This window comes from Nocardioides sp. NPDC127514 (assembly GCF_040302125.1).
Lineage (GTDB): Bacteria > Actinomycetota > Actinomycetes > Propionibacteriales > Nocardioidaceae > Nocardioides.
This window is the reverse complement of sequence record NZ_JBEORF010000039.1, coordinates 1-23,524: the sequence shown is the minus strand read 5'-3', so window position 1 is coordinate 23,524 and position 23,524 is coordinate 1. Positions and strand designations below refer to the sequence as shown.

Annotated in this window: 24 protein-coding genes; 7 read left to right on the top strand and 17 right to left on the bottom strand. The window is 66.5% G+C overall.

The window, feature by feature from the left end:
• Positions 1 to 275 precede the first annotated feature (275 nt).
• Positions 276 to 1,853: a DUF4236 domain-containing protein gene (locus ABTX24_RS26155; protein WP_350843781.1), complete on the top strand. Its 1,578-nt coding sequence runs from the start codon at positions 276 to 278 to the stop codon at positions 1,851 to 1,853.
• Positions 1,854 to 2,036: 183 nt separating this feature from the next.
• Here ABTX24_RS26155 and ABTX24_RS26150 read toward each other — a convergent pair whose 3' ends face one another.
• The 6 genes from ABTX24_RS26150 to ABTX24_RS26125 form a co-directional block, all read right to left on the bottom strand.
• Positions 2,037 to 2,510, bottom strand: a complete 474-nt coding sequence (locus ABTX24_RS26150) for a hypothetical protein (protein WP_350843779.1) — start codon at positions 2,508 to 2,510, stop codon at positions 2,037 to 2,039.
• The gene (locus ABTX24_RS26145) at positions 2,497 to 3,681 is read right to left on the bottom strand and encodes a M23 family metallopeptidase (RefSeq protein WP_350843777.1); all 1,185 of its coding nucleotides are present in this window, start codon (positions 3,679 to 3,681) and stop codon (positions 2,497 to 2,499) included. The genes ABTX24_RS26150 and ABTX24_RS26145 overlap by 14 nt, the downstream gene beginning before the upstream one ends.
• Positions 3,682 to 3,693: 12 nt before the next feature.
• The gene (locus tag ABTX24_RS26140; RefSeq protein WP_350843775.1) at positions 3,694 to 4,368 is read right to left on the bottom strand and encodes a cell wall protein; all 675 of its coding nucleotides are present in this window, start codon (positions 4,366 to 4,368) and stop codon (positions 3,694 to 3,696) included.
• A gap of 87 nt (positions 4,369 to 4,455) precedes the next feature.
• Positions 4,456 to 5,310 (bottom strand): helix-turn-helix domain-containing protein, encoded by an 855-nt coding sequence (locus ABTX24_RS26135; protein ID WP_350843773.1) that lies wholly within the window; start codon positions 5,308 to 5,310, stop codon positions 4,456 to 4,458.
• Entirely contained in the window at positions 5,291 to 5,809 is a 519-nt protein-coding gene (locus ABTX24_RS26130) for a DUF6879 family protein (protein ID WP_350843771.1), read from the bottom strand. Before ABTX24_RS26130 ends, ABTX24_RS26135 begins: the two co-directional genes overlap by 20 nt.
• The gene (locus ABTX24_RS26125) at positions 5,790 to 6,161 is read right to left on the bottom strand and encodes a hypothetical protein (RefSeq protein WP_350843769.1); all 372 of its coding nucleotides are present in this window, start codon (positions 6,159 to 6,161) and stop codon (positions 5,790 to 5,792) included. Before ABTX24_RS26125 ends, ABTX24_RS26130 begins: the two co-directional genes overlap by 20 nt.
• On the opposite strand from ABTX24_RS26125, the gene ABTX24_RS26120 reads away from it, so the two are divergent.
• Positions 6,160 to 6,918 (top strand): TetR family transcriptional regulator, encoded by a 759-nt coding sequence (locus ABTX24_RS26120; RefSeq protein ID WP_350843767.1) that lies wholly within the window; start codon positions 6,160 to 6,162, stop codon positions 6,916 to 6,918. The two genes, ABTX24_RS26125 and ABTX24_RS26120, sit on opposite strands and share 2 nt — an antisense overlap.
• A gap of 80 nt (positions 6,919 to 6,998) precedes the next feature.
• On the opposite strand, the gene ABTX24_RS26115 is transcribed toward ABTX24_RS26120, so the two are convergent.
• The 11 genes from ABTX24_RS26115 to ABTX24_RS26065 form a co-directional block, all read right to left on the bottom strand.
• Positions 6,999 to 8,000, bottom strand: coding sequence for a ParB N-terminal domain-containing protein (locus ABTX24_RS26115; RefSeq protein ID WP_350843765.1), 1,002 nt, complete (start codon positions 7,998 to 8,000; stop codon positions 6,999 to 7,001).
• Positions 7,990 to 8,841 (bottom strand): hypothetical protein, encoded by an 852-nt coding sequence (locus ABTX24_RS26110; protein WP_350843763.1) that lies wholly within the window; start codon positions 8,839 to 8,841, stop codon positions 7,990 to 7,992. The genes ABTX24_RS26115 and ABTX24_RS26110 overlap by 11 nt, the downstream gene beginning before the upstream one ends.
• Before the next feature lie 335 nt (positions 8,842 to 9,176).
• The gene (locus tag ABTX24_RS26105) at positions 9,177 to 10,082 is read right to left on the bottom strand and encodes a bifunctional DNA primase/polymerase (RefSeq protein WP_350843761.1); all 906 of its coding nucleotides are present in this window, start codon (positions 10,080 to 10,082) and stop codon (positions 9,177 to 9,179) included.
• 873 nt (positions 10,083 to 10,955) lie between these two features.
• Entirely contained in the window at positions 10,956 to 11,639 is a 684-nt protein-coding gene (locus ABTX24_RS26100; protein ID WP_350843759.1) for an MBL fold metallo-hydrolase, read from the bottom strand.
• Complete coding sequence (locus ABTX24_RS26095) at positions 11,639 to 12,739, bottom strand: S-(hydroxymethyl)mycothiol dehydrogenase (RefSeq protein ID WP_350843757.1); 1,101 nt, start codon at positions 12,737 to 12,739, stop codon at positions 11,639 to 11,641. Before ABTX24_RS26095 ends, ABTX24_RS26100 begins: the two co-directional genes overlap by 1 nt.
• Positions 12,740 to 12,773: 34 nt before the next feature.
• Positions 12,774 to 13,796 (bottom strand): phosphotransferase family protein, encoded by a 1,023-nt coding sequence (locus ABTX24_RS26090; protein WP_350843755.1) that lies wholly within the window; start codon positions 13,794 to 13,796, stop codon positions 12,774 to 12,776.
• A complete protein-coding gene (eno, locus tag ABTX24_RS26085) occupies positions 13,793 to 15,127 on the bottom strand; it encodes a phosphopyruvate hydratase (RefSeq protein WP_350843753.1) in 1,335 nt (444 codons plus the stop codon). Before eno ends, ABTX24_RS26090 begins: the two co-directional genes overlap by 4 nt.
• Positions 15,124 to 16,158, bottom strand: coding sequence for a C-terminal binding protein (locus ABTX24_RS26080; protein WP_350843751.1), 1,035 nt, complete (start codon positions 16,156 to 16,158; stop codon positions 15,124 to 15,126). The genes eno and ABTX24_RS26080 overlap by 4 nt, the downstream gene beginning before the upstream one ends.
• Before the next feature lie 30 nt (positions 16,159 to 16,188).
• On the bottom strand, positions 16,189 to 17,223 hold the full coding sequence (locus tag ABTX24_RS26075) for a fumarylacetoacetate hydrolase family protein (RefSeq protein WP_350843749.1): 1,035 nt from the start codon (positions 17,221 to 17,223) through the stop codon (positions 16,189 to 16,191).
• Entirely contained in the window at positions 17,220 to 18,056 is an 837-nt protein-coding gene (locus ABTX24_RS26070; protein WP_350843747.1) for a fumarylacetoacetate hydrolase family protein, read from the bottom strand. Before ABTX24_RS26070 ends, ABTX24_RS26075 begins: the two co-directional genes overlap by 4 nt.
• A gap of 42 nt (positions 18,057 to 18,098) precedes the next feature.
• Positions 18,099 to 18,662: a chromate resistance protein ChrB domain-containing protein gene (locus tag ABTX24_RS26065; protein WP_350843745.1), complete on the bottom strand. Its 564-nt coding sequence runs from the start codon at positions 18,660 to 18,662 to the stop codon at positions 18,099 to 18,101.
• A gap of 329 nt (positions 18,663 to 18,991) precedes the next feature.
• Between ABTX24_RS26065 and ABTX24_RS26060 the strand changes: the two genes are divergently transcribed.
• The 5 genes from ABTX24_RS26060 to ABTX24_RS26040 all read left to right on the top strand — a co-directional run.
• A complete protein-coding gene (locus ABTX24_RS26060; RefSeq protein WP_350843743.1) occupies positions 18,992 to 20,206 on the top strand; it encodes an acyl-CoA dehydrogenase family protein in 1,215 nt (404 codons plus the stop codon).
• A gap of 111 nt (positions 20,207 to 20,317) precedes the next feature.
• Positions 20,318 to 20,836, top strand: coding sequence for a nuclear transport factor 2 family protein (locus ABTX24_RS26055; protein WP_350843741.1), 519 nt, complete (start codon positions 20,318 to 20,320; stop codon positions 20,834 to 20,836).
• A gap of 10 nt (positions 20,837 to 20,846) precedes the next feature.
• Positions 20,847 to 21,854 carry a quinone oxidoreductase family protein gene (locus ABTX24_RS26050; RefSeq protein WP_350843739.1) on the top strand — a complete coding sequence of 336 codons (1,008 nt, stop codon included), beginning with the start codon at positions 20,847 to 20,849 and terminating at the stop codon, positions 21,852 to 21,854.
• A 77-nt stretch (positions 21,855 to 21,931) separates the two neighbouring features.
• Entirely contained in the window at positions 21,932 to 23,410 is a 1,479-nt protein-coding gene (locus ABTX24_RS26045; RefSeq protein ID WP_350843738.1) for a CoA-acylating methylmalonate-semialdehyde dehydrogenase, read from the top strand.
• On the top strand, positions 23,323 to 23,524 hold a 202-nt coding region (locus ABTX24_RS26040; RefSeq protein WP_350843736.1), incomplete at its 3' end, for a topoisomerase C-terminal repeat-containing protein. The genes ABTX24_RS26045 and ABTX24_RS26040, both read left to right, overlap by 88 nt.

The window sequence follows — 23,524 nt, the reverse complement described above, 5'->3', positions numbered from 1 at the left end:
GTGAGGCGGGTGGCTCATCACACGTCCTTCGAGTAGGTGTAGTTGACCTCCATTAGGTAGGCGGAGCGCGCCAAGGCTCTTCGGAGTTATTGGCATGGCGACCGTTCGTTGTAGACACTGTGACGAGTCCTCACGGCGGAGCCCGTGAACCGGACCCGCGGCCTCCGCCGGGAGGTCGTTATCCCTGACTACCTCTGCCGGGTGGTCGACTTCGCCTCGATGCACGCTTCCGCCTGAAAATCCGCCACATCGCGACTAGCGTCTGATCCAAGTGAGTGTTCGTGGGGAGGACAACGATCGTGGGCTTCGTTGCGCGGAAGAGTTTCAAGGTGATGCCGGGGGTCCGGATGACCGTCAGCAAGTCCGGGCTGAGCGCCTCGGCCGGCGTACGGGGCGCACGCGTCTTGGTCAACAGCAAAGGCCACGTCAGAGGCACTGCCGGCGTCCCAGGGACCGGTGTTTACTACACACAGCGGCTCGACTCAGGATCTCGACGCACCACGACCTCGCGACCGCCGGCTGCAGCAACTCCGGCGCCGCGGCCGCCGGCGAAGCCTGGCCTGGGGGCGTCCAAGTGGGAGAAGGACCTGTACAAGGCGATCCAGGCACATCGGATGCAGGACCTCGCCAGCATTGCCCAGACTTACCCGGTCGCAGCGCCCCTCATCGGCGCCCTGGACGGCCTCAACGCGATGAGCACCGACGACAACGCTCGGGCGCGCGAGATCCTGCGCTGGGTCTGGTCGACGCGGATCAGACCCGAGGACGAGGCCTTCGTCCGCACCTACCTCCACACCAGCAACGTCACCATCAACATCGCTAACGGGGTCTCCGGGACGTTCCCGATCAGCAGAGACGCCGTGGGCATGGCGCTGGTCGAACTCGAGCAGGAAGCAGGAGACCTGGACGCTGCCATAGCCATGGCCGAGCAGCTCGACCCTTCGGTCTTCGCCGCCGTCTCCCTGTGCGAGCTCTACCTCGCGGCCGGGAAGAACGACGAGGTCATCGAAACGACGAACCGGCTCACCAACGACGATGACCCCACCTGTCTCCTGACCGCCTACCGAGGTGTGGCGCTGCGAGACCAGGGAAACCTGACAGCCGCACGCGAAACGTTCAAAGAGGCACTCAAGTCTAAGAGCCGCGACGCCGCGATCAGACACTTCGCCCTGGTCGAGCGCGCCAAGACCCAAGCACTCGACGGCAAGAAGGCGATGGCTCGAAAGGACTTAGAGCGAGTGCTCGCCGAGGACGCATCCTTCCCCGGCGTACGCGAACTGCTCGACGAGCTCGACGGGGCCAACTCCCTGGGCGCGACTGCCTCCACCGTCGAGCCGCCACCGAGCTCGGCGCCCGTGGGGCGCCGCGTCGAGGCGGAGCTGCCACGCCCGCCTGCCCCAACCGAGGTACCCCCGCCACCCCCGGCAGGGCAGGTACCTGCGTCGTCGTCGCCGCCACCGCCGCCACCGCCGCCCACCGTGACAGTGCCGCCACCACAAGCTGAGGCAGCACCACTGGCGTCCAGGCAGAGCAACGTGACCCCGCGACCTCCAAGCCCACTCCTGCGCCTGGACGGTTACGGCAGCGAGGCCGAGTTCGACGGTCAGAACCTGACCATCCGGGCCAAAGGCAGGGCAGGTGCAATCGCGCTCTTCGGGACCTCGAAGCAGAGGGAAGTGACGATCCAGCGGACCCGGATCCGGTTGGTGAAGTTCGCCGAGGCCTCCCGCGTGATCAACGGCAGACTCGACCTCACCACCGACGACGGCAAGCGGTACCAACTGCACTTTCGATGGGGCCAACGTAACCAGCCTTGGCGCGACGTGGCCGAGATGCTCTACCGGAACAGCTAGCCCGCGACGGGCTCCGCGTTCACCACACCCGCGCATTCAAACCGTCAACAACGGAGACCTGCGTCCGCCGACACCTCGAGTCGAGAAGGTCCAGGCACCAGGTCCTCGACCCTGGGATGCGGATTGATTGTCCTTGCTAGCACGTCGACTTCGGCGAGACACCGCTTGCGGCTTAACGACCGATCAACGGGTCAGTCCGTTCGTGCTGGGTCTGCTGTACTCGGAGCGTGGGGAACTGTCGTTGGTCAACGGTGAGGCGGTCGAGCTCGTGCGGGGCAGCACATCACTCGAGTCGAGAGTCAGGATCGCGAGCTCGTCGGCATTCATGTACGCCGCTTCGCTCACCCAGATCGGGAACATGCGCATGCTCTCGGGGTCGGCGCTCGGGTTCATCATGGCGTACTGGTATCCCTCGCCCGCGGCGGTCATGAAACTGATCAGCGTCGACAGTGCCGCGTGGACATCGATCTCGGATCCGACTCCAGACTCGAGGTCGGTGCGTTCGCACGCGGTGTGGGTGGGGTCGTTGTCGGCGATGCGGTATCCGTACGCACGCCTTGTTCCGCCATTATCGTCGCGGCGGTCTTCGCAGAACCAGACGTCGATGCGGAGTGATCCGACCGTGACGGCCGCTAGGGGGTTCTCATGGGAGGACATGGGAGTCAGGTGTGCTGGCTTGGCCTGGATCGGCTGTCGCGCATCCTCTCGCGGGCGTGGCGGTGTTTGGTAGGTCCCGGGCGCCGTTTAGCCAGCCGGACGGGTCTGTCGAGCGGCCATTGAGTCGCATCTCGAAGTGGAGGTGGGGGCCGGTGGACTTGCCGTCGGAGCCGACGTCGGCGATGTGTTGGCCAGCGGTGACGCGGTGGCCGACGCGTACGTGGATGCCGTTGCGGTACATGTGGGCGTATCCGGAGGTGACGTTGCGGCCGCGGATGGTGTGGTCGATGAGGATGAGGTGGCCGTAGCCGGAGGGGTGGGCGCCGGCGTAGGTCACGGTGCCGTCGCCGATGGTGAGGATCGGGGTGCCGAGCGGAGCGGCGTAGTCATTGCCGGTGTGGAGTGAACTGGCGCCGGTGACGGGATCGGTGCGCCATCCATACGGACTGGTCGCGCTCCAGGTGCCTTTGGGGAGCGGGAACACGATCCTGCTGGTCTCGGTGGCCTTCGCCGGCTGGTCCTCCGTGCGGCTGGCGAGGGCGGTGATGATCGCATCGGCGACGGGTTCGAACTGGGCGTACCGATCAGGGAACGCGGAGACCTCAACCGCCTGGGCGGCCGCACCCGGCGGGAGCTGCCGCCAGCCGGGGATGTCGAGCAGCCCGCGCGGTGAGCCGCGGTTGGGTCCGTTGTCCCCACCGAAGAACGCGCGGGCCTGGTACGTCGAGCTCATGAGTTGGGCGACTGTGCCCCAGCCGGCGAGTGGGCGCATCTGGAACAGGCCGAGGGAGTCGTGGTCGCCGCCGTTGCCGTCGTTGGGGAAGCGGGTGGAATCGGGCCAGGCGCTGGTGTTGGCCAGCATCCGCAGGCTCGACTCGGTCAGGGCTGCCATGACCGCGATGCGTACGCCTTCACGCCCAACGCCGGGTGTGCGGCTGCCGATGGTGGTGATCGTTGCGGCATGGGTGAGCTGGCTGCGGTCGAGAGTGACCGAGATGCCGTTGGCCGTGCGCGTAGTGAGGTGATCGGGTACGTCGCCGACCTCGATCGAACCGCCACAGCTGCCGCGCGGCAGAGCTGCCGCCCGCACGACGATCGCGACGCTCGACAGGCAGGCGACGGGGGACAGGAGTAAGGCCACGAACAGGGCGGCGACGATTACGAGGCGCATCGCGGAGGCCGCTCATCGCAACGGATTGTTGAGCTGGGAGATGCGGAGCAGCCGACAGGTGTCGTACGTCGGTCTGCAGGTCATGAAGATGGTGAAAGAGACCTCATCGACCGTCTTCGCGGTCTCGCCTTGCCAGATGCCGGAGCGGCGGCGGAGGCCGCTGATGGTGTACGCAGTAGTGCCGGCGGCGACGTCGGGGCCCTTCGCCTCGTCCTGTGCGCTGTGCCAGTCGTCGGGGACCTCGTAGGAGTTGATGTCGATCCATTGCCGGGTCTCGTACGTTTTCAGGTCCTCCCAGGATTCGGGTGAGGGCAGGTATGTGGTCAGGTCCGTGGCCAGGCCGGCCGATTCCTCGCCGCTGGGGTCGGCAACGGCGAGCAGACGCCCGGTGTACTCGTTGAGCGGCGTCGACTCGGTCGTGTCCCAGGCGAAGAGGACCTGCGCCACCGAGACCGCGAAGGCTGCTGGGTCGCTGGTCTCTACGACCTGGTCCGCCGGCGCCGAGTCCGTTATGGCTTCGGTTGAGGTATCCCCCGAGACCGCTGAGGGACGCGGCTGCGGTGCTGAGTCGATCCCATCGCCAGTGAAGGCGAGCGCCGTTCCTGCGCAACCCAACGTGATGGTGGCGGCCAAGGCAGCGAGCGCGGTCTTGTTGCGGGTGAGGTTGGCGAGATGAGGAGCGAGCATTGCGGCCTCCTGGCAGTCCGAGTGGTCTGCGAAGAGGTGTGCCCGGTGTCCCGCAGGCGAGGCGGTGGCTCTTTGACTGCTAGGTGGTTACGGTCGCGATGGGGTCGCCGCGCGGATGAGTTTGCGTGCATCGTGGCCGTACACAGCGCTGTTCTTGAGTACGTCGAACATGCGTGTGTAGAGGTGGATCTCTTGGGGTTGGGTGACCTCGATGCTGGCCGTGGGGGTTTCGAGGGCGACGAGGGCGTCGTCGAAGATCCAGAAGCCGGCTGAGGCGACGGCCTGGCGTTCGGTCATCAGCGGGATGACGCCGAGAGAGATGTTGGGCCGGGTGCTGACCTCGATGAGGTGCTCGAGTTGGCCGGCTTGGGTGTCGGCGGTGCCGAACCAGGTGCGTAGTGCTTGTTCCTCGATGAGCACGGAGAAGCGTTTGCGCGGCTGGTTGAGGACCTTCTGCCGTTGGATGCGGATGGCGACGGCATCATCCACGTCGTTGGGGGTGTTGAGGAAGTCGATCCAGAACTCCAGCATCGCGGCCGCGTACTCGGGGGTCTGGAAGAGTCCGGGGATGACGTTGTGCTCGTAGATGCGGAAGACCGTGGTCTGGTCGTAGCGGCTGAGCGTGTGTGCTCCCAGGACTCGTTTCATGCCTGCGCGGCTTTGGCGTCGGTACTCGAGGTAGGCGGACTCGACGGCTCGTAGGGTTGCGATCAGATCGGCGGTCTGGTCCTCGGCCTGACAGGCGGTGCACCAGTCGTGGATGTCTTGATCGGTGGGGGATTGGACGCCGTTCTCGATCTTGCTGATGCGTGTGTAGTGCTGGGTGGTCAGCTCGGCAAGCGCCCGGGCGGTGAGGCCGGCGTCCTTGCGGATGTCGCGTAGCCGTTGGCCGAGTGCTTGCCGAGCTTGTTTAGCTGCTGAGCTAGACAGGTTGGTAGTCACGGTGAGGGATGGCGTACTTCCAGACGTTCTCGAACGCCGTTCGGCACAGCTCGATGTCGTACTGGTCGATGGAGGTGACCTTGTCCACGCCGAGCCCGTTGCCGGCATAGATGAGGAAGACCACCAGCTCGTCGTCGAACAGGTAGAAGTCGTTGCCCGGGATTGCGACCGACGACACCGTGCGGCGCGGCACCCAGCGGATGTCCTCGCCGGCATCGACCATCGGCTGGGCGATGCTGTAGGACCAGCGCTGGTAGTCGCTCAACGGCTCCGAGACGATCCGGGCACGACGCACGGTCTTACCGGCGCCAGTGTGTTCCTTGAGCGTGGTGCACCAGTCGTCGAGCCAGGTCAGGTCGTCGTGCTCGCCGGCGGCCCACTTGGCCATGTAAGGGAGCTCGACGGCGGTGCCGTATGCGTCGCGGGTCTCTAGGTGGATGGAGCTGTCGGTGAAGTTGCGAAGCAGGTCGTCGAACTCGTCATCGGTTATCGAAGCCACTGTCTCCCTGCCCAAAGAAGTGAAGCATCCGGTCGGGGATCTCGACACAAGTCTCGCCCTCGGGGATGTTCATCTGGGCCAGTGCGTCGGCGTCGTCGACGACCCAGCCCTGGACCACCCATGATCCCGTCTCCGTGCGGTAGATCGTCGGTGATCCGGTCGGGTTCGACTCCGGATCCTTGCCGATGAAGGTTAGCTGCATAGTCTTCCCACCTGCCTTAATGGTTGCGATCTGTTGCTCGATCTCTTCCATCTTCGGGGCGCGCTCAGGGTGCGTCAATACATCTCGACTCACAACATTTCGCAACATTCTTCCGGTGTACGTCCGCCCGGATTTAGCGTCATCGGACATGACGAACACGATGCGGGGCGCCGAGAATCCGACCATGCGGCGCGGTGAGATGGTCGCCCGCCGCGCAGGTCGTCCACGCGTACTGCCCCAGATGGTCGGTGATCGGCGGTCGTGGCTAGAGCCGCGGGAGGAGATCCTCGACATCGCCGCAGGCCTGTTCGTGGACCGGGGTTTCGCGGCGACCTCGACCCGGGACATCGCGGAGGCGGTCGGGATCCGGCAGGCCTCGATCTACTACCACTTCCCATCCGGGAAGGAGGAGGTCCTCGGTGAGCTGCTCCAGCGTTCGATCCGTCCCACGCTAGACAGGATCGAGAAAATCGAGATCCTCGGCGCGGAAACCGACAATGGGCCTGAGGTGCTGCTGTATCTGCTGGTGGTGCTCGACGTGCGTACGCTCGCCGCCGCGCCGCGCAACGCCGGGGTGCTGAGCAGGCTGCCGGAAGTGCAACGCAAGGAGGTCTTCGAACCGTTCGGCTCAGCGCGTGAAGAGCTCCGGGCCGCCTACGCCCGCTGGGGTGGACAGGTCGCGGCCTCTCGACCGGACTCAGCTTTGACGCCGGAGGGCCACCTGCTGGGCACGTTGCTGCTGCAGCTAGTCGAGGTCGTCATCGGCATGCGCTCAGATGGGCACCGGATCAGCCAGATCATCGAGGGCGTGGTCGCCGCGTCGTGCCTGCGTGTCTGTCTGGCTGACCAGGAATGTATCGACGAGGCCGCCGCGCGAGCGGCCTATCTGATCGGGGCCTTCGAGTAGACGCTGATCCCACGAACCGGTCGCCGGCCCATTCGCAAGCGGTGGGGTGGGTCGGCGGCTGCAACTCGGTGGAGCGATCGTCACGCGGATTCGTGGATTGCTCGGCGCGTGGCGCCCAGACGGTCGCGGAAGGTGACGGATTCGGAGATCACTTGGTCGAATCGGGCGTACTCATCGTCAGAAAGCTGGCGAGCGAGTTCGTCCAAGTCGTAGTGAGCGGTCCAACCCTCGAGCTCGAACCAGGTAAGGAGGAAGGACCGGAGGGTGCGGTACCGCGGCGTCGTCTCGTGGGGAGCCATGCGTGACGACGGCTTGGGTGGTGCCGTGGTGCCACGGCGAGCCTTGGTCTGCTTGACCCGAGCCAACGCTTCGGTGGCGAGGCGGTCGAGGTTGTCGTCGTCGGGGGATGGATGGGCAGCTAGCTCAATGGCCGCTTGGACCTTTCGATAGGCGGGCTCGACGGGGCTGCCTGATTCAACGGCAGCGAGCTCGGCGGTGGCCAGCTCGCGGACGGTGGGTGGTTGGAACGAGTCGGCGGCGACGGCTTGGAGGAACTTGATGCGGTCGAGCCGTTGGTATGAGCCGGATCCGGTTACCAACTTGGCGGCCTGGTAGCGGGACTCGCGGGAGCTGGGCGACGGTTCCGGTGAGTCACCGGAACCGTTGACTCCGGCCGAAGACGCGGCGCTGTCCACGTCGCCGCCGAATCGGCTGGCCTCTTGGCGGCGGTGTGCTTCCTCGGCGTAGAGGGCCTTGAGCTCGGTGTAGAGGTCGGCTTGTTCGGTGGGGGAGAGAGGCTTGTGGAGGCTGTTCTCGTCTTGCTGAGCAAGGAGCTCGGTGAGGCGGTTGGAGATGCCAGAGCGGATCCAGACCTTGATCGTGCGCCAGCCGAGGCGGCGTACGGCCTCGAGGCGGCGGTGCCCGCAGACGAGGACTCCGTCCGGTGTGATCGTGATCGGCTGGAGCATGCCTATCTCGTTGATGGAGTGGGCAAGCTCGTCGATGTCGCCCAGGTCCTTGCGGTGGCGTACGCCGACGGTGATCGCGTCGAGGATGCGTTCGGTGTGGGTCTCAGCAGACATCAGCGAGCAACCTCTCCAAGCGCGAGTGCGGGTCGACGGTGGGAGCCGATGCGGAGATGGCGTGGACCAGGTCGTCCTCCTGGAGCAGGTCGGCCGGCGTCTCGCCGAGCAGGAAGCGGTACCAGATTCCGTGACCGCGCCTGGTGTGCTCGTGCTCGGGACGGGGTTTGCCGAGCACTGTGGTGAGCAGGGTCGTCCAGCTGGACTGGGTGAGGTCGAGGACACGTAAGGCGAGCTGATCCTTGCGCAGGGCTTCATGTGTGGTGGCGCGGTTGCCGGAGTCCATGAGCCGAGAGGCGACGTACGTGATCGCGTGCCGGATGGCGTGCTCGGGCCAACCCAGTGCGGTGAAGAGCCTCACGGTCATCTCGAATGCGTCGTGCACAGTCACTTGTGACGCTTCTGGATCCTCCGGATCGAGGTTGTCGACCTCGGGCTGGACGTGGAAGGCCGGGTGGTAGTCGAGTAGGGAGGTTTCGTGGTCGCCGAACCGGTCGGCGTCGTGGTGGGCGGAGATCTCGGCGCGGCGGGCCTGGTGGGTGGAGCACAGGAGTCCGTTGGCGCGCTCGTCGTAGATGAGGGCGATCTGTACGGCGCGGGTGGTGACGGCCCATGGGTCGTGTGCTTTGCGGACCGCGTCGGTGCGGAGCACGTTGAAGGCCGCGTACGCCGCATCGTCGGGCTCGAGGCCGTGCTTGGTCGCCAGGCTGGCGTACTTGTCGGTGGCGTACCGCATCAGAGCAGCCGCGTCAGGGTCGTGACGCCAGGCGTCGGGGCCGGCGTAGTGCAGCTCGGTGAGGAGCATCCGAAGACCGCTAGCGGTGGTGAAGTCCAGGCTCATAGCGAGATCCCTCCTGGGCGGTGCGTGATTGACGGTGGCTCTGGGGCTGCGATCGCGGTCCTGGTGGTCCGTACCCGAGGTGCGTGCGGTCGGATTGGGTGCTTGGCACGGCGTACGAGTTCGGCCTTGAGGTCCAGTCCCCGTCCGATGACACGGCCGGCGATCATGGTGGGAAGGTCGCTGGGACGTACCCAGGCGATGCCGCTCTTCGAGATCTGTACTGGGCCCGACTCGGTTTGGCCTTGGGACGGGTCTCGGTGCACCGCCAGTGGTGTCGGCTCAGCGCCGCTGTCCTTGGTGTCGTGAACGGGTTCGGTGCTCACATCGACACTCCCTCAGGGTCTCGTAGGGACCGGGCGGCTCCCGAGGGTGTTGCTCGGTCCGAGGCGGCTGGCGATTCTGTAGGCCGACTTGATCGTCCGGAACGCTTCGGTGTCGGAGAGACCGGCAGACTGTGCTGCGTCGCCGAGGAATAGGGAGGTCCGGGAGAAGTCGTGCCCGGCCTCGGCCATCCTGCACGCAGCCCAGAAGAGACCGCCGTTACGAGCGCCCTCGGGGCGGCTCGCGACCCATGCCGCGAGGCGATCGGGAGAAGACTCTGCGCGGGGCATGCTCGACGGTGGTCCGCTTCGTGGTGGCGGTTTGGGTGGGGCGAGGACACGGTTGAGCTCGACAGAGTCGACGGTCCCGGCGTCGCGCCCGAAGCTCACGAGTGAGTACGGCCGGGTGCTTCCGTCTGGGTTCGTCACTGCTGAAGGTGGCGCGACGATATAACCACCGTCGCCACGGAAGTCGATGTGCCTGGATGGGATCGACCAACACGGCTGGTCCTTGCCGGGGGTAGCGGCGAAGTAGGCGTGCATGCCGCCCGAAGGCGTTCGTACCATCCAGGCCCACCGCTCGGTGATGCCGTTCTCAGTGACCTCAGAGAAGCTGCGGAAGCCATTGCCGCCGCGATGTACGTCGACATCGACCACGACCAACCCCGAGGCTGACCCAGTGGGGATGCCGATGTTTGCCTCCGGCATCCGCGCCCACCAATGTTCCACCCGGCTTGGATCATTCGTTGCGGAGTGGAACCCGTGAGCTGTCAGCGGCTGCTTGCCGCCGCGGACGCACGGGAAGACGGGCACGCCGGCTAGCGCGAGCGTCAGGGCCGCACTCCGGGTATCGCTTTTACGCGCGGCGTCTCGGTACGCGGTAGTTACACGGGGAGAAGGGCGCTGGTTCGAGTTGTCCATGCTCCAACCGTGGTCGTTTGAGGTTGCCTAGTTTGCTGCCTAGCCAGTTCTCACTAACTATCGAGCGTGGGGTGCAATTCTCGTTTTCCCAGGTCAGCTTGATGCTCCCCGATAACCCGAGGGGAATCGGCTGATCGGCCGTTAACGTCGCAACCGGACTGGCGACGAGTGCACCGCGGACCGCCACTTCAATTACGGCGCGAGCAGCTCACCGCTACGCCAATCAGGTGCCAATGTCGCCCGAGACGCGAACTCAGACGGGCCAGACTGCTGGAGTTGGGGGAGTTGAGCCTGGTCACGTCTTTCATCCGCAGGCCGGCTGTCGTTCACCGAACTCGCACCGAGCGCGCTCATCGAGTATGCCGACAAGATCGCGGCTCGCCGCTGCTCTGGTCGATCTCCGCTACGCCGAGGGCACGGTCTCGGCCCTGCCAGGCGTGGGCAGCACAGGCGATGCCGGCGGAGGGAGAGCTTCGGGCAGGGGACCCAAGAATGGCCGGGAGTAGGGCCGCATCTGCCCAAACCCCGCAGGATCCGCCCCTCGGCTGCCGAACCTAGCTCGATCTGCGTGGCGCGTGCCGCTTGGAGTGTTCGCACTCCAACTGGCCGACTTCGGAATCGACACCCGAGGACGGTAAGTGGGGGAGCGGTCCCGCGGGAAGGGTTGGTGATGACGGTCTATGGAAACTGATAGTTGACCTGGGGAAACGTGATTGGCCATGGGGGCTGTCGACTGTCCGTAGTGAGTCTCGACCGGACAGTAACCGGACAGGAGAACCTGGGTATAAGCTCCTGCGGCGCGCCAGGGGTAAGGCTGAGGGCGCACCCAGGTTCGCCGCACTGCTCGTGTTGGTTCTCGTGACTAAGGAGCGATCACGGCACGGCTTCCTCTCCCGGCAGCCGCGACAGGAAGCGCTCGCGGTTCTCGACCGCGGCCGCTCGTGCTCGTTCGGCCCCGACTGTTGTGTCGTCGCCGTGGCCGGTGTGGACGACCGTGTCGTTGGGCAGGGTGAAGAGCTTGCACCGGATCGACGCTTTGATCAGTTCCCCGTCGGAGTGGGACCGACCGGTCGCACCGGGACCTCCGTTGAAGAGGGTGTCGCCGGTGAAGACGCAGCCGAGGTCCGGGGCGTACAGGCAGATAGCGCCCGGCGCGTGGCCGGGGGTGTGCAGCACGTGGATGAACGTGTCACCGACCGGGATCTTTTGACCGTCGGCGAGGTCGCGGTCCCACCGCGCCGCGCCCGCGTCGGCCGGGGTGCCGTGCGTTAACTCCCACAGAGGCCGGTCCGCAGGGTGAAGCAGGATCGGAGCTCCGGTTCTCGCACTCAGCTCCGGGGCGACGCGCACGTGATCGTCGTGCGCATGCGTGCACACGATCGCGGTGACTGTGCGGTCTCCCACCACGGCCAAGATGTCGTCGACGCTGTGTGGTGCATCGATCACGACGCACTCGGTGTCGTCGCCCACCACCCAGATGTTGTTGTCGACCTCGAACGTTTCACCATCGAGACTGAAGGTCCCCGACGAGATGCCATGGTCCACGCGCACGGTCATCAGAAGACGACCACCGAGCGGAGCACGTCACCGTCGTGCATCCGTTTGAAGGCGGCCTCGATGTCTCCGATCCCGATCTCCTCGGTGACGAAGGCGTCGAGATCGAGCCGTCCCTGCTGATAGAGGTCCACCAGCATCGGGAAGTCCCGGTCGGGCAAGCAGTCGCCGTACCAGCTGGACTTCAGAGCACCACCGCGACCGAAGACATCGATGAGCGGCAGTTCGGGCACCATCATCTCCGGCGTAGGCACTCCGACCAGCACGATTGTGCCGGCGAGGTCGCGGGCGTAGAACGCTTGCTTCCAGGTCTCGGGTCGGCCAACAGCCTCGACCACGATGTCGGCTCCTTCAGCATCGGCGTACGTCTTGGCGCAGATCTCCTTGATCGCCTGCACCGGATCCTGCTGTGAGGAGTCGACTGTGTGCGTGGCGCCCATCGTGCGGGCGGTCTCGAGCTTCTTGGGGTCGATGTCGACCGCGATGACAGGACTGGCACCCGCCAGCGCGGCGCCCGCGATCGCGGCCACGCCGACACCCCCGCAGCCGATCACCGCGACGCTCCTGCCGCGGGTCGCTCCGCCGGTGTTGATGGCCGCGCCGAGGCCGGCCATCACGCCGCACCCGAGCAGTCCGACCGCAGCGGGCCGAGCGGACGGATCGACCTTGGTGCACTGGCCTGCCGCGACCAGAGTCTTCTCCGCGAACGCGCCGATACCGAGCGCGGGGGACAGCTCCGTGCCGTCTTCCAGGGTCATCTTCTGGGTGGCGTTGTGGGTGTTGAAGCAGTACTGCAGTTCACCGCGCTTGCACGCCCGGCACTGGCCGCACACGGCGCGCCAGTTGAGGATCACGAAGTCGCCAGGGGAGACGCTCGTGACACTCTCGCCGACCGACTCCACCACTCCGGCAGCCTCGTGCCCCAGCAGGAACGGGAACTCGTCGTTGATCCCGCCCTCTCGATAGTGCAGATCGGTGTGGCAGACCCCGCAGGCTTGAACCTTCACCAGTGCCTCGCCCGGTCCGGGGTCAGGGACCCGGATCGTGGTCAGTTCGACTGGCTGACCCTTGCCGAGGGCGACCACGCCCTTCACCTCATGCATCGTTGTCTCTTCCGATCGTTGTTGGGTTAGGGGGTCAGTCGTTCCTGAGCCGTGTGAACGCTTCGTCGAGCACGTCGTCGATCCTCATAGATGCACCGAGCAGAGCCCGAGCGACGTTGCGCACCCGTGCTTGTTGAGCAGAGTCGAGATACTCCACCGGCGAGGTGCCGTCGATCCGGGCAAGCAGCAGTGCGGGCAGCAGTCGGCCACCACGAGCCAGCACATCGTCGAGCGGCTCCCAGGAGACATGCGGTCCGTACGCCTCGAGCAGGGCATGTCCCGCCGCACGCAGCTGCGCCTGGTGCTTCGGCCGGATTACCGCCTTGAGAACGAGGTGGGTCAGGACGAAGGCGAGGTCGAAGGCAGGGTCGCCATACCAGGCGCACTCGGCATCCAGCAGCACCGGACCGGACGGCCCGATAAGGATGTTCTTCGGGCTGACGTCGCCGTGCACGAGAGCGTGGTGCGTCGAAGTGGTGACGGCGACGATGTCCTCTAGGTGCCCGGTGAGATCCGGGTGCCGTCGGGCCGTAGCGAGGAGATAGGGCTCGATCCTCAGGACATGAAAGTTGTCGTCGGTGCGAAAGTGCGATTCCGCGGCATCGTCGTTCGAGCTCCGGGCGTGGAGACGGCCCACGAGGTCTCCGACCGCGGCTGCGTCCCGGGGGCGCACCGTCCCAGCCATCAGCTGTGCCTTCCAGACCGGGTGCTCCTCGGGCGCCAGGAACGACATGGCGAAGAGACCTCGCCCGACGTCATGGGCTAACGGCACCGGCACGCCGCCCGGCGCCACATCGTGCGCGTAGACCAACCAGTCCCACTCGACAGCGTTGCGGCTGGTGGGGGCGCGCCAGTCGCCGGCCACCTTCAGCTTGGCGAGGGCGCCCTTGACGACGAGCTCCTTGTCGTCGATCCGGACATGCCAGAGCTCGCTGGAGACGCCCCCGGTCAACGGGGTCCAGACTGGCACGTCGTCACCTGTCGCCAGGCCCGCGTCCACCAGGAAGTCCTGCGCGGCCCGCGGGATCGCCTCAGCGGCCACCCCGACCTCGCTCATGGGACGAGGTGGGCATCAGCCCGGAAGTAGGGATAGCCAGCCATTCCGGCGAACGGCAGTGTCGTGTCCTCCGCGATCCGGACGAGCTGGTTGTACTTGGAGAGACGGTCGGAACAGCGTACGGAGCCGACCTTGATCTGTCCCGCAGCGGTCGCCACGGCCAGGTCGCTGATGTACGGATCCTCGGTCTCGCCCGAACGGGCCGAGACGACGGGGACGTAGCCAGCTTCCCGAGCGGCGGCCACGACGTCGAGGGTTCCCGACAGCGTTCCGTTCTGGTTGACCTTGACCAGCACGCCGTTCGCCGCACCGGTCTCGATGCCGCGGCCGAGACGCTGGCGGTTCGTGGTGAACAGGTCATCACCGATGAGATTGATACGTTCTCCGAGACGGCCGGTCAACACCGTCCATCCCGCCCAGTCCTCTTCGTCGAGGGCGTCTTCGACGGAGACCACGGGGAAGTCGTTCACCCAGTCACAGATCATGTCGATCATCTCGTCCGTGCTCAGGTATCGGCCTTCCCGCGCCAGGTGGTAGGCGCCCCGTTTGGGGTCCCACAGGGAGTGGGCAGCGACATCGATCGCGATGACGATGTCCCTGCCCGGCACCAGGCCGGCGCGTTCGGTGGCATCCACCATCAGCTGGAGAGCGTCGCGTCCTGTCTCCAGGCCGGGGCTCAGGCCACCCTCGTCGGCGAGCAGCGTGGTGAGCCCCCGCTCCCGCATGACCTCGGCGGCTGCGGAGCGGATCTGTCCGACAAGGGCCAGCGCCTCGTCGATCGACGTAGCGGAGGCCGGGACGGCCAGGAAGTCCTGGACGTCCATCCCACGGCCGGCGTGCAGGCCACCGGAGAGGATGTTGACCATCGGCATGGGCATCGTCGCCTCCGTCGTACCGGCCAGCGACATGAGCCAGCGGTGGAGCGGCAGCCCCTGGACTTGAGCCGCTGCACGACTGACGGCGAGCGAGGTGCCGAGGATCGCGTTCGCGCCGAGTCGCTGCAGGTTGTCCGTGCCGTCGAGCTCGGTCAGGAGGGCGTCGATACCACGCTGATCGGTGACGTCGCTGCCTTTCAGGGCCGCCGCGATCTCGTCGTTGACGTGTGCGACGGCAGTTGTCACACCAAGCCCTGCATACGGTGCGTCGCCGTCGCGTAGCTCCCAGGCCTCGTGGGTGCCGGTAGACGCTCCGGACGGCACTGCCGCCCGCCCGGTCGTTCCTGCCTCTGTGAGGACGTCCACCTCGACCGTCGGGCGTCCCCGGGAGTCGAACACCTGACGGGCGTGTACGGCGGCGATCGCAGCACCGAGGGTGTTCTTCGGCGATGTCATGAGAGTGGTCCCTTCGCGTCGGGGGTCGGGGCGGCGCCCGTTGCGGGCGCGGCGTCAGGCAGGTCGTTGCAGGGGTATCGAGGCGTACGTCCCGTCAGGACGCTGATGACTTCCTCGGTGGCCTTGGTGCGCAGCTCGATGACCGACTGGTCGGAGGAGAACGCGACGTGAGGGGTCACCGTGACCGTGCTGTGAGCCAGGAGCCGCGGATCGACGACGGGTTCCTCCTCGAGGACGTCCAGAGCCGCGCCCCCCAGATGTCCCGCGTCCAGCGAGTCCACCAGGGCGTGGGTGTCCACCAAGCCGCCGCGGCTGACGTTCACCAGGAGGGATCCAGGTCGCATGGCGGCCAGCTGGGCCGCACCGATCAGGTGACGCGTCGAGGGCAGCAGCGGCACGTGCAGGATGACGACGTCAGAAGCGCGCAGCAGCTGATCCAGCGTGGCCGCCTCGACCCCGTGCTCGGATGCCTTTGCCGCGTCGAGGCCTGGATCCGCAACCAGGATCCGGGTGCCGAAACCCGCCAGCTTGCGCGCGGTCAGGCGTCCGATCCGCCCGAAGCCGACCAAACCGATGGTCTTCGATGCGGTACGCCCGAGCCGAGCAGCTGCCGGGGCCCAGGAGCCGGCGCGCACGTCAGCGTTGAACGTCGTGATGCCGCGGGTCCAGTTGAGCACCAACGCGACAGCGTGGTCGGAGACCTCCTCGACACAGTAGTCGGGGACGTTGGTGACGCGGACACCACGGCTCGTGGCCTCGTCGACGGCGATGTTGTCCAGACCGACCCCCATGCGGGCCACCATGCGGAGACCGGGGGAGGCGGCGACGGCTGCCGTCGAGACCTCGGCCCAACACGTCATGATCGCGACGGGATCGTGCTCGATCACGAGCTTCTCGATCTCCTCGGCAGGTGCCGGATCGGCAGGTCCGGCGACCAGGTCGAAGCCTGCCTCGTCGAGAAGGCCTCGTTCGATCGAGTCGTCCGGCCATGCTCGGTCGGTCAGGATGACGACGGGGCGGTGGCTGTTCATGGCAGGGTCCTCCCGCGGTGCTGTAGATGGTCAGGTGGTCTCGGATTGGCGGACGCCAGCGCGTACGGGCGCACTCGATCTGACGACCGTGGTGCGTTGGGTCCCGAGACCGGCCACGCTCGCGTCCAGCACGTCGCCGGCGCGTAGGAAGCGTCCGTAGTGGGCACCGAAGCCGGCGGGCGAGCCGGTGCACACGACATCACCGGGTCGGAGCTCGGTGTGCTGGGAGACATGAGCGATCACTTCCGCGATGCTGAAGAGCATGTCGCTCGTACGCTCCGCCTGCATAGTGACGCCGTTGAGGCGCAGCTCGAGTCCGAGGGAGTCGGGATCCGGGACGTGACCGGCCGGAACGAGCCAGGGTCCTAGCGGAAGCCAACCCGGTCGCCCTTTGCAGGCGAGCCAGTCACCGCCCAGGCCGGGTACGTCTGACCTGAGCACCGACCCACGCATCGTCAGGTCGTTGGCGACGCAGTAGCCGGCCACCACTTCGAGCGCGGACTCTGGGCGAAGGTGCATGGCCCGACGGCCGATGACGGCGGCGAGCTCGACCTCCCAGTCGAGGGTGGTCACGTCATCGTCCAGCTCGAGGTTGTCGAACGCCCCGGCGATGCGCGCCGAACCGGTGAGAGCAACGTACGGTGCCCCCGTCGAGCGGCGCTCGCGCCAGCCGCGCTCCAGGTCGCTCAGGATCTGTCGCGGATCGTCCGCGTCGTTCGCTACGTCCAGAGCGACCTGAGCGAGCTGCCCGCGATAATTGCCGATTGCGCAGAATGTCTGCGTGTCCGTCACCGGGGCGAGGATCTCGACCTCGCTCAGCGGCATCCCGCTTCGCGCGAGCTGCGTCGCTGTTTCGGGCTCGGCGAGCAGGGCTTCGACTCGGTCGCCGAGAACGTCCCATGCCCGAACCACTTCGGTGAGCGTCGCCGGCGCCCCGGGAAGCAGGCTGCGCAACGAACTCACGCATGAGTCGTGGACGACCGCGGCGGTGGCCGACTGGCCAGCCACACGCACCGACGCGAGCACCGGAAGCTTCGGCTGCGCGGCGTCCGGGGTGGCAGTCACAGCTCGTCTCGCCCGATGATCGGGTTCGTCAGCACGCCGATGTTCTCGACCTCGACCTCGACGATGTCGCCGGGGTGCATCCACTCCTGCGGTACCCGCCCGGCGCCGACTCCGGTAGGCGTTCCCGTCGCGATGACGTCACCGGGCAGCAAGGTCATCGTCTCGGTGATGTACTCGATGATCCGGCCCACCGAGAAGATCAGGTCCTTGGTGTTCCCGTCCTGCTTGGTCACGCCATTGACCCTGGTCTGCACCCGGAGGTTGGTGGCATCCGGCAGCTCGTCCGTCGTGACCAGCACAGGCCCGATGGGAGCCGACCGGTCCGCGTTCTTGCCCAAGGTGAAGGAAGGGGTCTCCAGCTGCTTGCGACGAGCAGTGACGTCGTTGAATCCCGTGTAGGCGAACACGTGCTCCAACGCGGTGTCCTCCTGAGCGCCCCAGACTTCGTCGCCGATCACCACGGCGAGCTCACACTCCCAGTCGAGGCCATCCTCCGTCGGCGGCACCGGGATCGGGGTACCGTCGGCGACGAGCGTTGAACCCCATCGTCCGATCACGAAGGGAAGCTTGGGCTTGTCGAGGTCTGCGAGTCGCTTCGACTCCTCGGCGTGGGAGTCGTAGTTGATGCCCAGGATGAACACTCGTGCCGTTTCCGGGACAGCAGGAGCCTGCTCCAGGTCGGCCAGCTCCAGGGGAGGGCCGGCAGGGTCACGACGCAGCCCGGCGGCCGGGTCACGGTAGAACTCAGAGGTCGGCCCCAGCGGCGTGACCTTGCCGTCCTGCACGACACCGATCTGCCGAGTTCCGTTGTCGAGATAGCCGATCAAACGCATGCCGAATCCGTTCCTTCGTATCAGTCAATGGTGGGCGTGTTGTCAGGCCGGCGAGCTGCCGGCCGAGCGCTTGGTCGCGTTGGCGAAGAAAGCGGGCCAGTCACGCGCCTCCTGGAGCTCGTCGATCCGCTTGCGCGGATGCTCGGCGAACGTGTGGCCGCTGTCACCGTGGTCGGCCCAGATGTTGATGTAGAGCGCGTCGTAGAACGGGAAGCTGTGGCGAATGTTCACGTGGTCGTCGGCGTAGAGCACAGCCATCCCCTCGGAGAAGTCCGCCATTGCCTTCGCGTGTCGGATCAGGTCCTCGGAGAAGTCGGGCAGCTCCTCGTGGAGCGAGAACGCCATGCCCGCCTCGACGCATTCAGCCATCTTCCACAGGACCTGGTCTGTGATCTCGTACTTGCGGAGGATCTTTCGGAACGTCGAACCGTTCTCGTCCCGAATGCTCAGCTCGGCGCCCGGAAGCGTCATCGGAATGGCATCCTCCGGCACCTCCTGACCCTCGTCGACGAAGCCGAACTCCGCCTCCGCATCGACGAACCGGTCAACGAGCCACGGGGACGCGACTCGGTCGAGGTGGATACGGGATCGGGTGACCCAGAGCATGGCGCAACCTTTCGATCGGGGTTGGTACGCGGTGGCGACAGGAGTCGCCGCCGCCAATCTCAGGACGCCAGTTAACGGCACATTCATATTCGTGGTGCTGGGCCGCCGGTCCACATTTTCCGTGCCGGTTGACCTGGCAGCGCGGACGCCTCGGACGGTTATCGCGCCTTGGACCCAGGGCACATGCACCGGAGCTGAATTTGGCTGCTAGGGGCGAGCAGATCGTGACGTACGCCACTCACGATGAGGCGACAGAAGCCGCAAGAGCGTCGACCAACGACGCAGACAGCGGACGTCACCACCACAGTCGAAGCAGAGGAGCCCGACCCATGACATACCTTCTCGACCGACCCAGCGCCACGGCGGCGGATCGCGAACTCCGCGAGGATCTCGTCGCACGAGCCGCGAAGCTCCGCCCTGTCCTCGCCGCGAACGCGGACGAGAACGAGAAGAATCGTCGGATCGCCCAGGAGTCGATCGACGCGATCTCGGAGGCTGGTCTCTTCTCCATCACACGTCCAAAGCGCTTCGGCGGGCTTCAGGTCGATATCCGCACGAAGCTGGAGGTGTCACGCGAGATCGCTCTCGCCGACGCCTCCACCGCATGGGTCACCATGATCCTGAACGGAGGCTCCTGGCTGGCCGGCGCGTTCAGCGAGCAGGCCCAGCAGGACGTGTGGGGGACCGACCCGGGCAACCGGATCTGCGCGGTCTTCGCGCCGTCGGCCCAGTCCAAGCGCGTCGACGGCGGCTACGTCGTATCCGGCGAATGGGGCTACGCCAGCGGCTCGTATCACAGCCAGTGGGCGGAGGTGGGCCTCCCGCTGGTCGACGAGTCGGGTCAGATGGTCGACGTCGGTCTCGCACTGGTGCCCATGGCGGACCTCTCCTACAAGGAGACCTGGTTCGTGGCCGGCATGCGCGGGACGGGGAGCAACACGCTCGTCGGCACCGAGATCTTCGTCCCAGACCACCGTGTGCTCTCGCTCTCCCAGGGGCTGCAGGGAGTCTTCGCGACGCCGTTCAAGGACGAGGCTCTCTACCGGTCCGCGTTCGTTCCGGTCGCCAACGTCATCCTCGTAGGTGCCGAGCTTGGGATGGCTCAGGCAGCGGTCGACCTGGCCATCGAGAAGGCGCCGAACCGGCGGATGGCGTACACGTCGTACGGGAGCCAGGCCGAGGCCCCGACGGTCCAGTTGCAGCTTGCCCGCGCCGTTTCCCAGCTCGACTTGGCCCACAACCTCGCCTATCACGTCGCGGCGACCATCGACGAGGCTTCCCATCACGGCGCGGTTCTCGACTACAAGACTCGCGCCCGGCTTCGCATGAATGCCGGCGCAGCCATCGTCGCGGCTCGTGACGCGCTTCGTACCGCCGTGAGCGCACACGGCGCATCGACCTTCGCCGAGGTCAACCCCATGCAGCGCTACCTGCGCGACCTCGAGGCCGCCAGCCTCCACGCAGTGACCGACCCGCAAATCAGCGACTACGTCTACGGCCGCGCGCTCTTCGGCATCGAAGAAGGCGTGACGAACCTCGTCTGACCAGCGGGTCACCCACTGAGGCGCCTCGCCGTACCCGGTGGCGTACGGCACCCAATACTCCGGCGACCGGCCTCGGCCGCCCTCCTGAACATCTCCCGAAAGGAAACCCTCATGGACTACGAGTTCGACTGGAACGACACCCGTCCCGACTCCGAGCTGAGCTCGGAGGAGGTCATCGCCCGCAACATCGCGGCCGTCGAGGCACACTTCCACAACGAGAACCCCGAGTCGGTCGAGAAGGCCGTCGCTCTCTACACCGACGACATCAAGTGGGAGATCCCAGCCCGAGGACTCCTGCTCACGAACCGTGAGGACGTCGTCGAGGCCTACCGCAACATCTTCAAGTCCGTGAAGTACGACAAGGTCTACAACCTGCGCCGCTTCGCCACCGAGTCGTACGTCATCGACGACCAGGTCGCCTACGTCGAGAAGGTCGGCGACTTCATGCCCAACCACGACTTCCCGGTCGGGACCAAGCTGAGCTGTCGTCTAGTGCACCTGTTCGAGATGCGGGACGGCCGCATTTCGCGCGAGATCGCGTTCGAGCTGTGGCGCGAGCGCGGCGGCAAGTACGACCTCGATGACCTCATCCCGACTGCCGTAGTCGAAGACTTCTCGGCTCTCGCCTGAACGCGAGGACGTGAACACGACGATGAGCGAGTCATCCAGCAGAGCGGTTCGTCTGTTTGAGGGCACGGATCCGAACGACCTCAGAACCACCGAGGTCAAGCGGCCGACGCTTGGCCCCGATGAGCTCCTGGTCGCTGTTCACGCGGCGGCCGTGAACCCGGTCGACGTCGTCAATGTCCGTGGGCTGATTCCACTGACCGTTTTTCCCCGGGTTCCCGGCCGTGACTTCGCGGGCGTGGTCGTCGACGGGCCCTCCGAGCTGATCGGGAGCGAGGTGTGGGGAACCGGCGGAGGTGACCTGGGTTTCGTTCGTGACGGCAGCCACGCCAAGCATCTCGTGCTCCCGTGTGACGGAGTCGTCCCGAAGCCGGCGGCGATGTCGTTCGACGAGGCCGGAAGCGCGGGGCTCGCGTACGTCGCAGCCTCGATGGCGCTCGACAGGGCGGGCACAGTCAGCGAAGGGGCCACAGTGCTGGTCACAGGTGCGGCCGGGGGCGTGGGCAGTGCGGTGGTCAGCATGGCAAAAGCCCGTGGTGCTCGAGTGATCGGCGCTGTTCTCGGCGCCGACGAGTGCCGCCGGGTTGAGAAGGCCGGCGTCGACACCGCCATCGACACCCGCGACCACGACCTCGCCGACGCCGTCGCCGACGCGACCGGTGGCCTCGGCGCGGACCTTGCCGTCGACACCGTCGGCGCGCCGCTACTGAACTCTGTCATCGCGGCCATGGGATTCGGCGGCGGCATCTGCTTTCTCGCTGCCCGGCCCGAGACCCGAGTCGAGTTCGACCCGCAAGCCTTCTACCGCCGAGATCTTCGGCTCGTCGGGCTTAACACCACCAGGATGACCGTGAGTGAAGCCGCCTCGGTCCTCCGTCCGCTCGTTCCGGCCTTCGAGCATGGAGATCTCCGCCCACCGCACGTCGCGCAGAGCCATCCGCTCGAGGAGGCGTCGACCGCCTACAGCACCGTCCAGAACGGCACCGCCGCTGGCCGGGTCGTCCTGCGGCCTCAGCAATGAAACGTGCCGGCCGCGGTGGAGCGATCCGCCGCGGTCGGCCCGCCATCCACCACCACGACATGAGGAGAGTCCCAACCATGACGACGACCCATTGGATCGATGGCCGACGGCACGAGGCCGTCGGCGAGCGCCTACCCGTGCACGACCCTGCAACGGGCGAGGTGCTCAGCGAGGTGACGCTCGCAGACGCCGAGGTGGTCAAGAAGGCCGTCAGCTCGGCTATGGCCGCCTTTCCGAAGTGGCGCGATACGTCTCTGACACGACGTGCCCAGGTTCTCTACGAGTTCCGCAACCTGTTGCGAGAGCACACCGACGAGCTCGCTGCCCTGGTCACTTCCGAGCACGGCAAGACCCTCGATGACGCAAAGGGCGAGGTCGGGCGCGGCATCGAGGCCGTCGAGCTCGCCTGCGGTGTGCCAGGCCTGCTCAAGGGGGAGTTCTCTGAGCAGACCGGGCCGGGGATCGACACCTACTCCATCCTCCAGCCACTCGGCGTCTGCGTCGGGGTGACCCCCTTCAACTTCCCGGTCATGATCCCGCTGATGAAGATCGCGGTGGCGATCGCGGCCGGCAACTCGTTCATCCTTAAGCCGAGCGAGCAGGACCCTGGTGCTTCCATCCGGATCGCCGAGCTCGCCAAGGAAGCGGGGCTTCCTGACGGCGTTCTGTCAGTCGTGCACGGTCGCCAGGAGACCGTCGAGGCCCTCATCGACCACCCGGACACCGCGGCGGTCTCCTTCGTCGGGTCCACGCCGGTGGCGCACAGCATCTACCAGCGCGCCGCGCAAGCCGGCAAACGTGTCCAAGCCCTGGGCGGCGCGAAGAACCATCTCGTGGTGATGCCTGATGCGAAGATCGAGGCAGCCGCGGACGCACTCACCTCCGCGGCGTTCGGATCGGCCGGCCAGCGCTGCATGGCCATCACGACAGCGGTGGTCGTCGGAGAGGCCGCCGAGCCACTGCTGAAAGCTCTGAAGGACCGAGCCGAGGCCGTCGTGATGGGGTCCGGTGCAGCCGAGGGCGCCGAGATGGGCCCGCTGGTCAGCGGTGCGGCGCAGGAGCGCGTCAGAGGAATGGTGTCCCGGGCCATCGAGGCCGGCGCCCGCCCCGTCGTCGACCGGAGCACGGAGACCGTCCCTGGCAACGAGGGAGGCTTCTTCGTCGGGCCCACGCTCCTCGACGGCGTCGAGCCCACCTCGGAGATCTACCTCAACGAGGTCTTCGGGCCAGTCCTGATCGTGCTGCGGGTCGACACCCTGGACGAGGCTCTCGAGCTCATCCGCACCAACGAGTACGGCAACGGTGCTGCGATCTTCACGCGCAGCGGCGCCGCCGCCCGGCGCTTTCAGCGCGACGCCCAGGCCGGCATGGTCGGGGTCAACGTCCCGATCCCCGTGCCGGTCGCCCCCTACAGCGTGGCGGGCTGGAAGAACTCGATCTTCGGTGACACCGGTCTGAACAACGGCGCATGGCGGTTCTACACCCAACCGAAGTACGTCACCAGTCGCTGGGACGAGGCAGTCGCCGGTGTGGACCTCGGCTTCCGCCCGAACTGACGCCCGGTCACCAAACGCGTCGTGGGTCCGGGTGCCCGACCCGGCGCTTCGGTCCCTACGTCACCGACGGTGAATACAACGCCACCCTCCGGGCCGCCGACGACCTGGAGACCC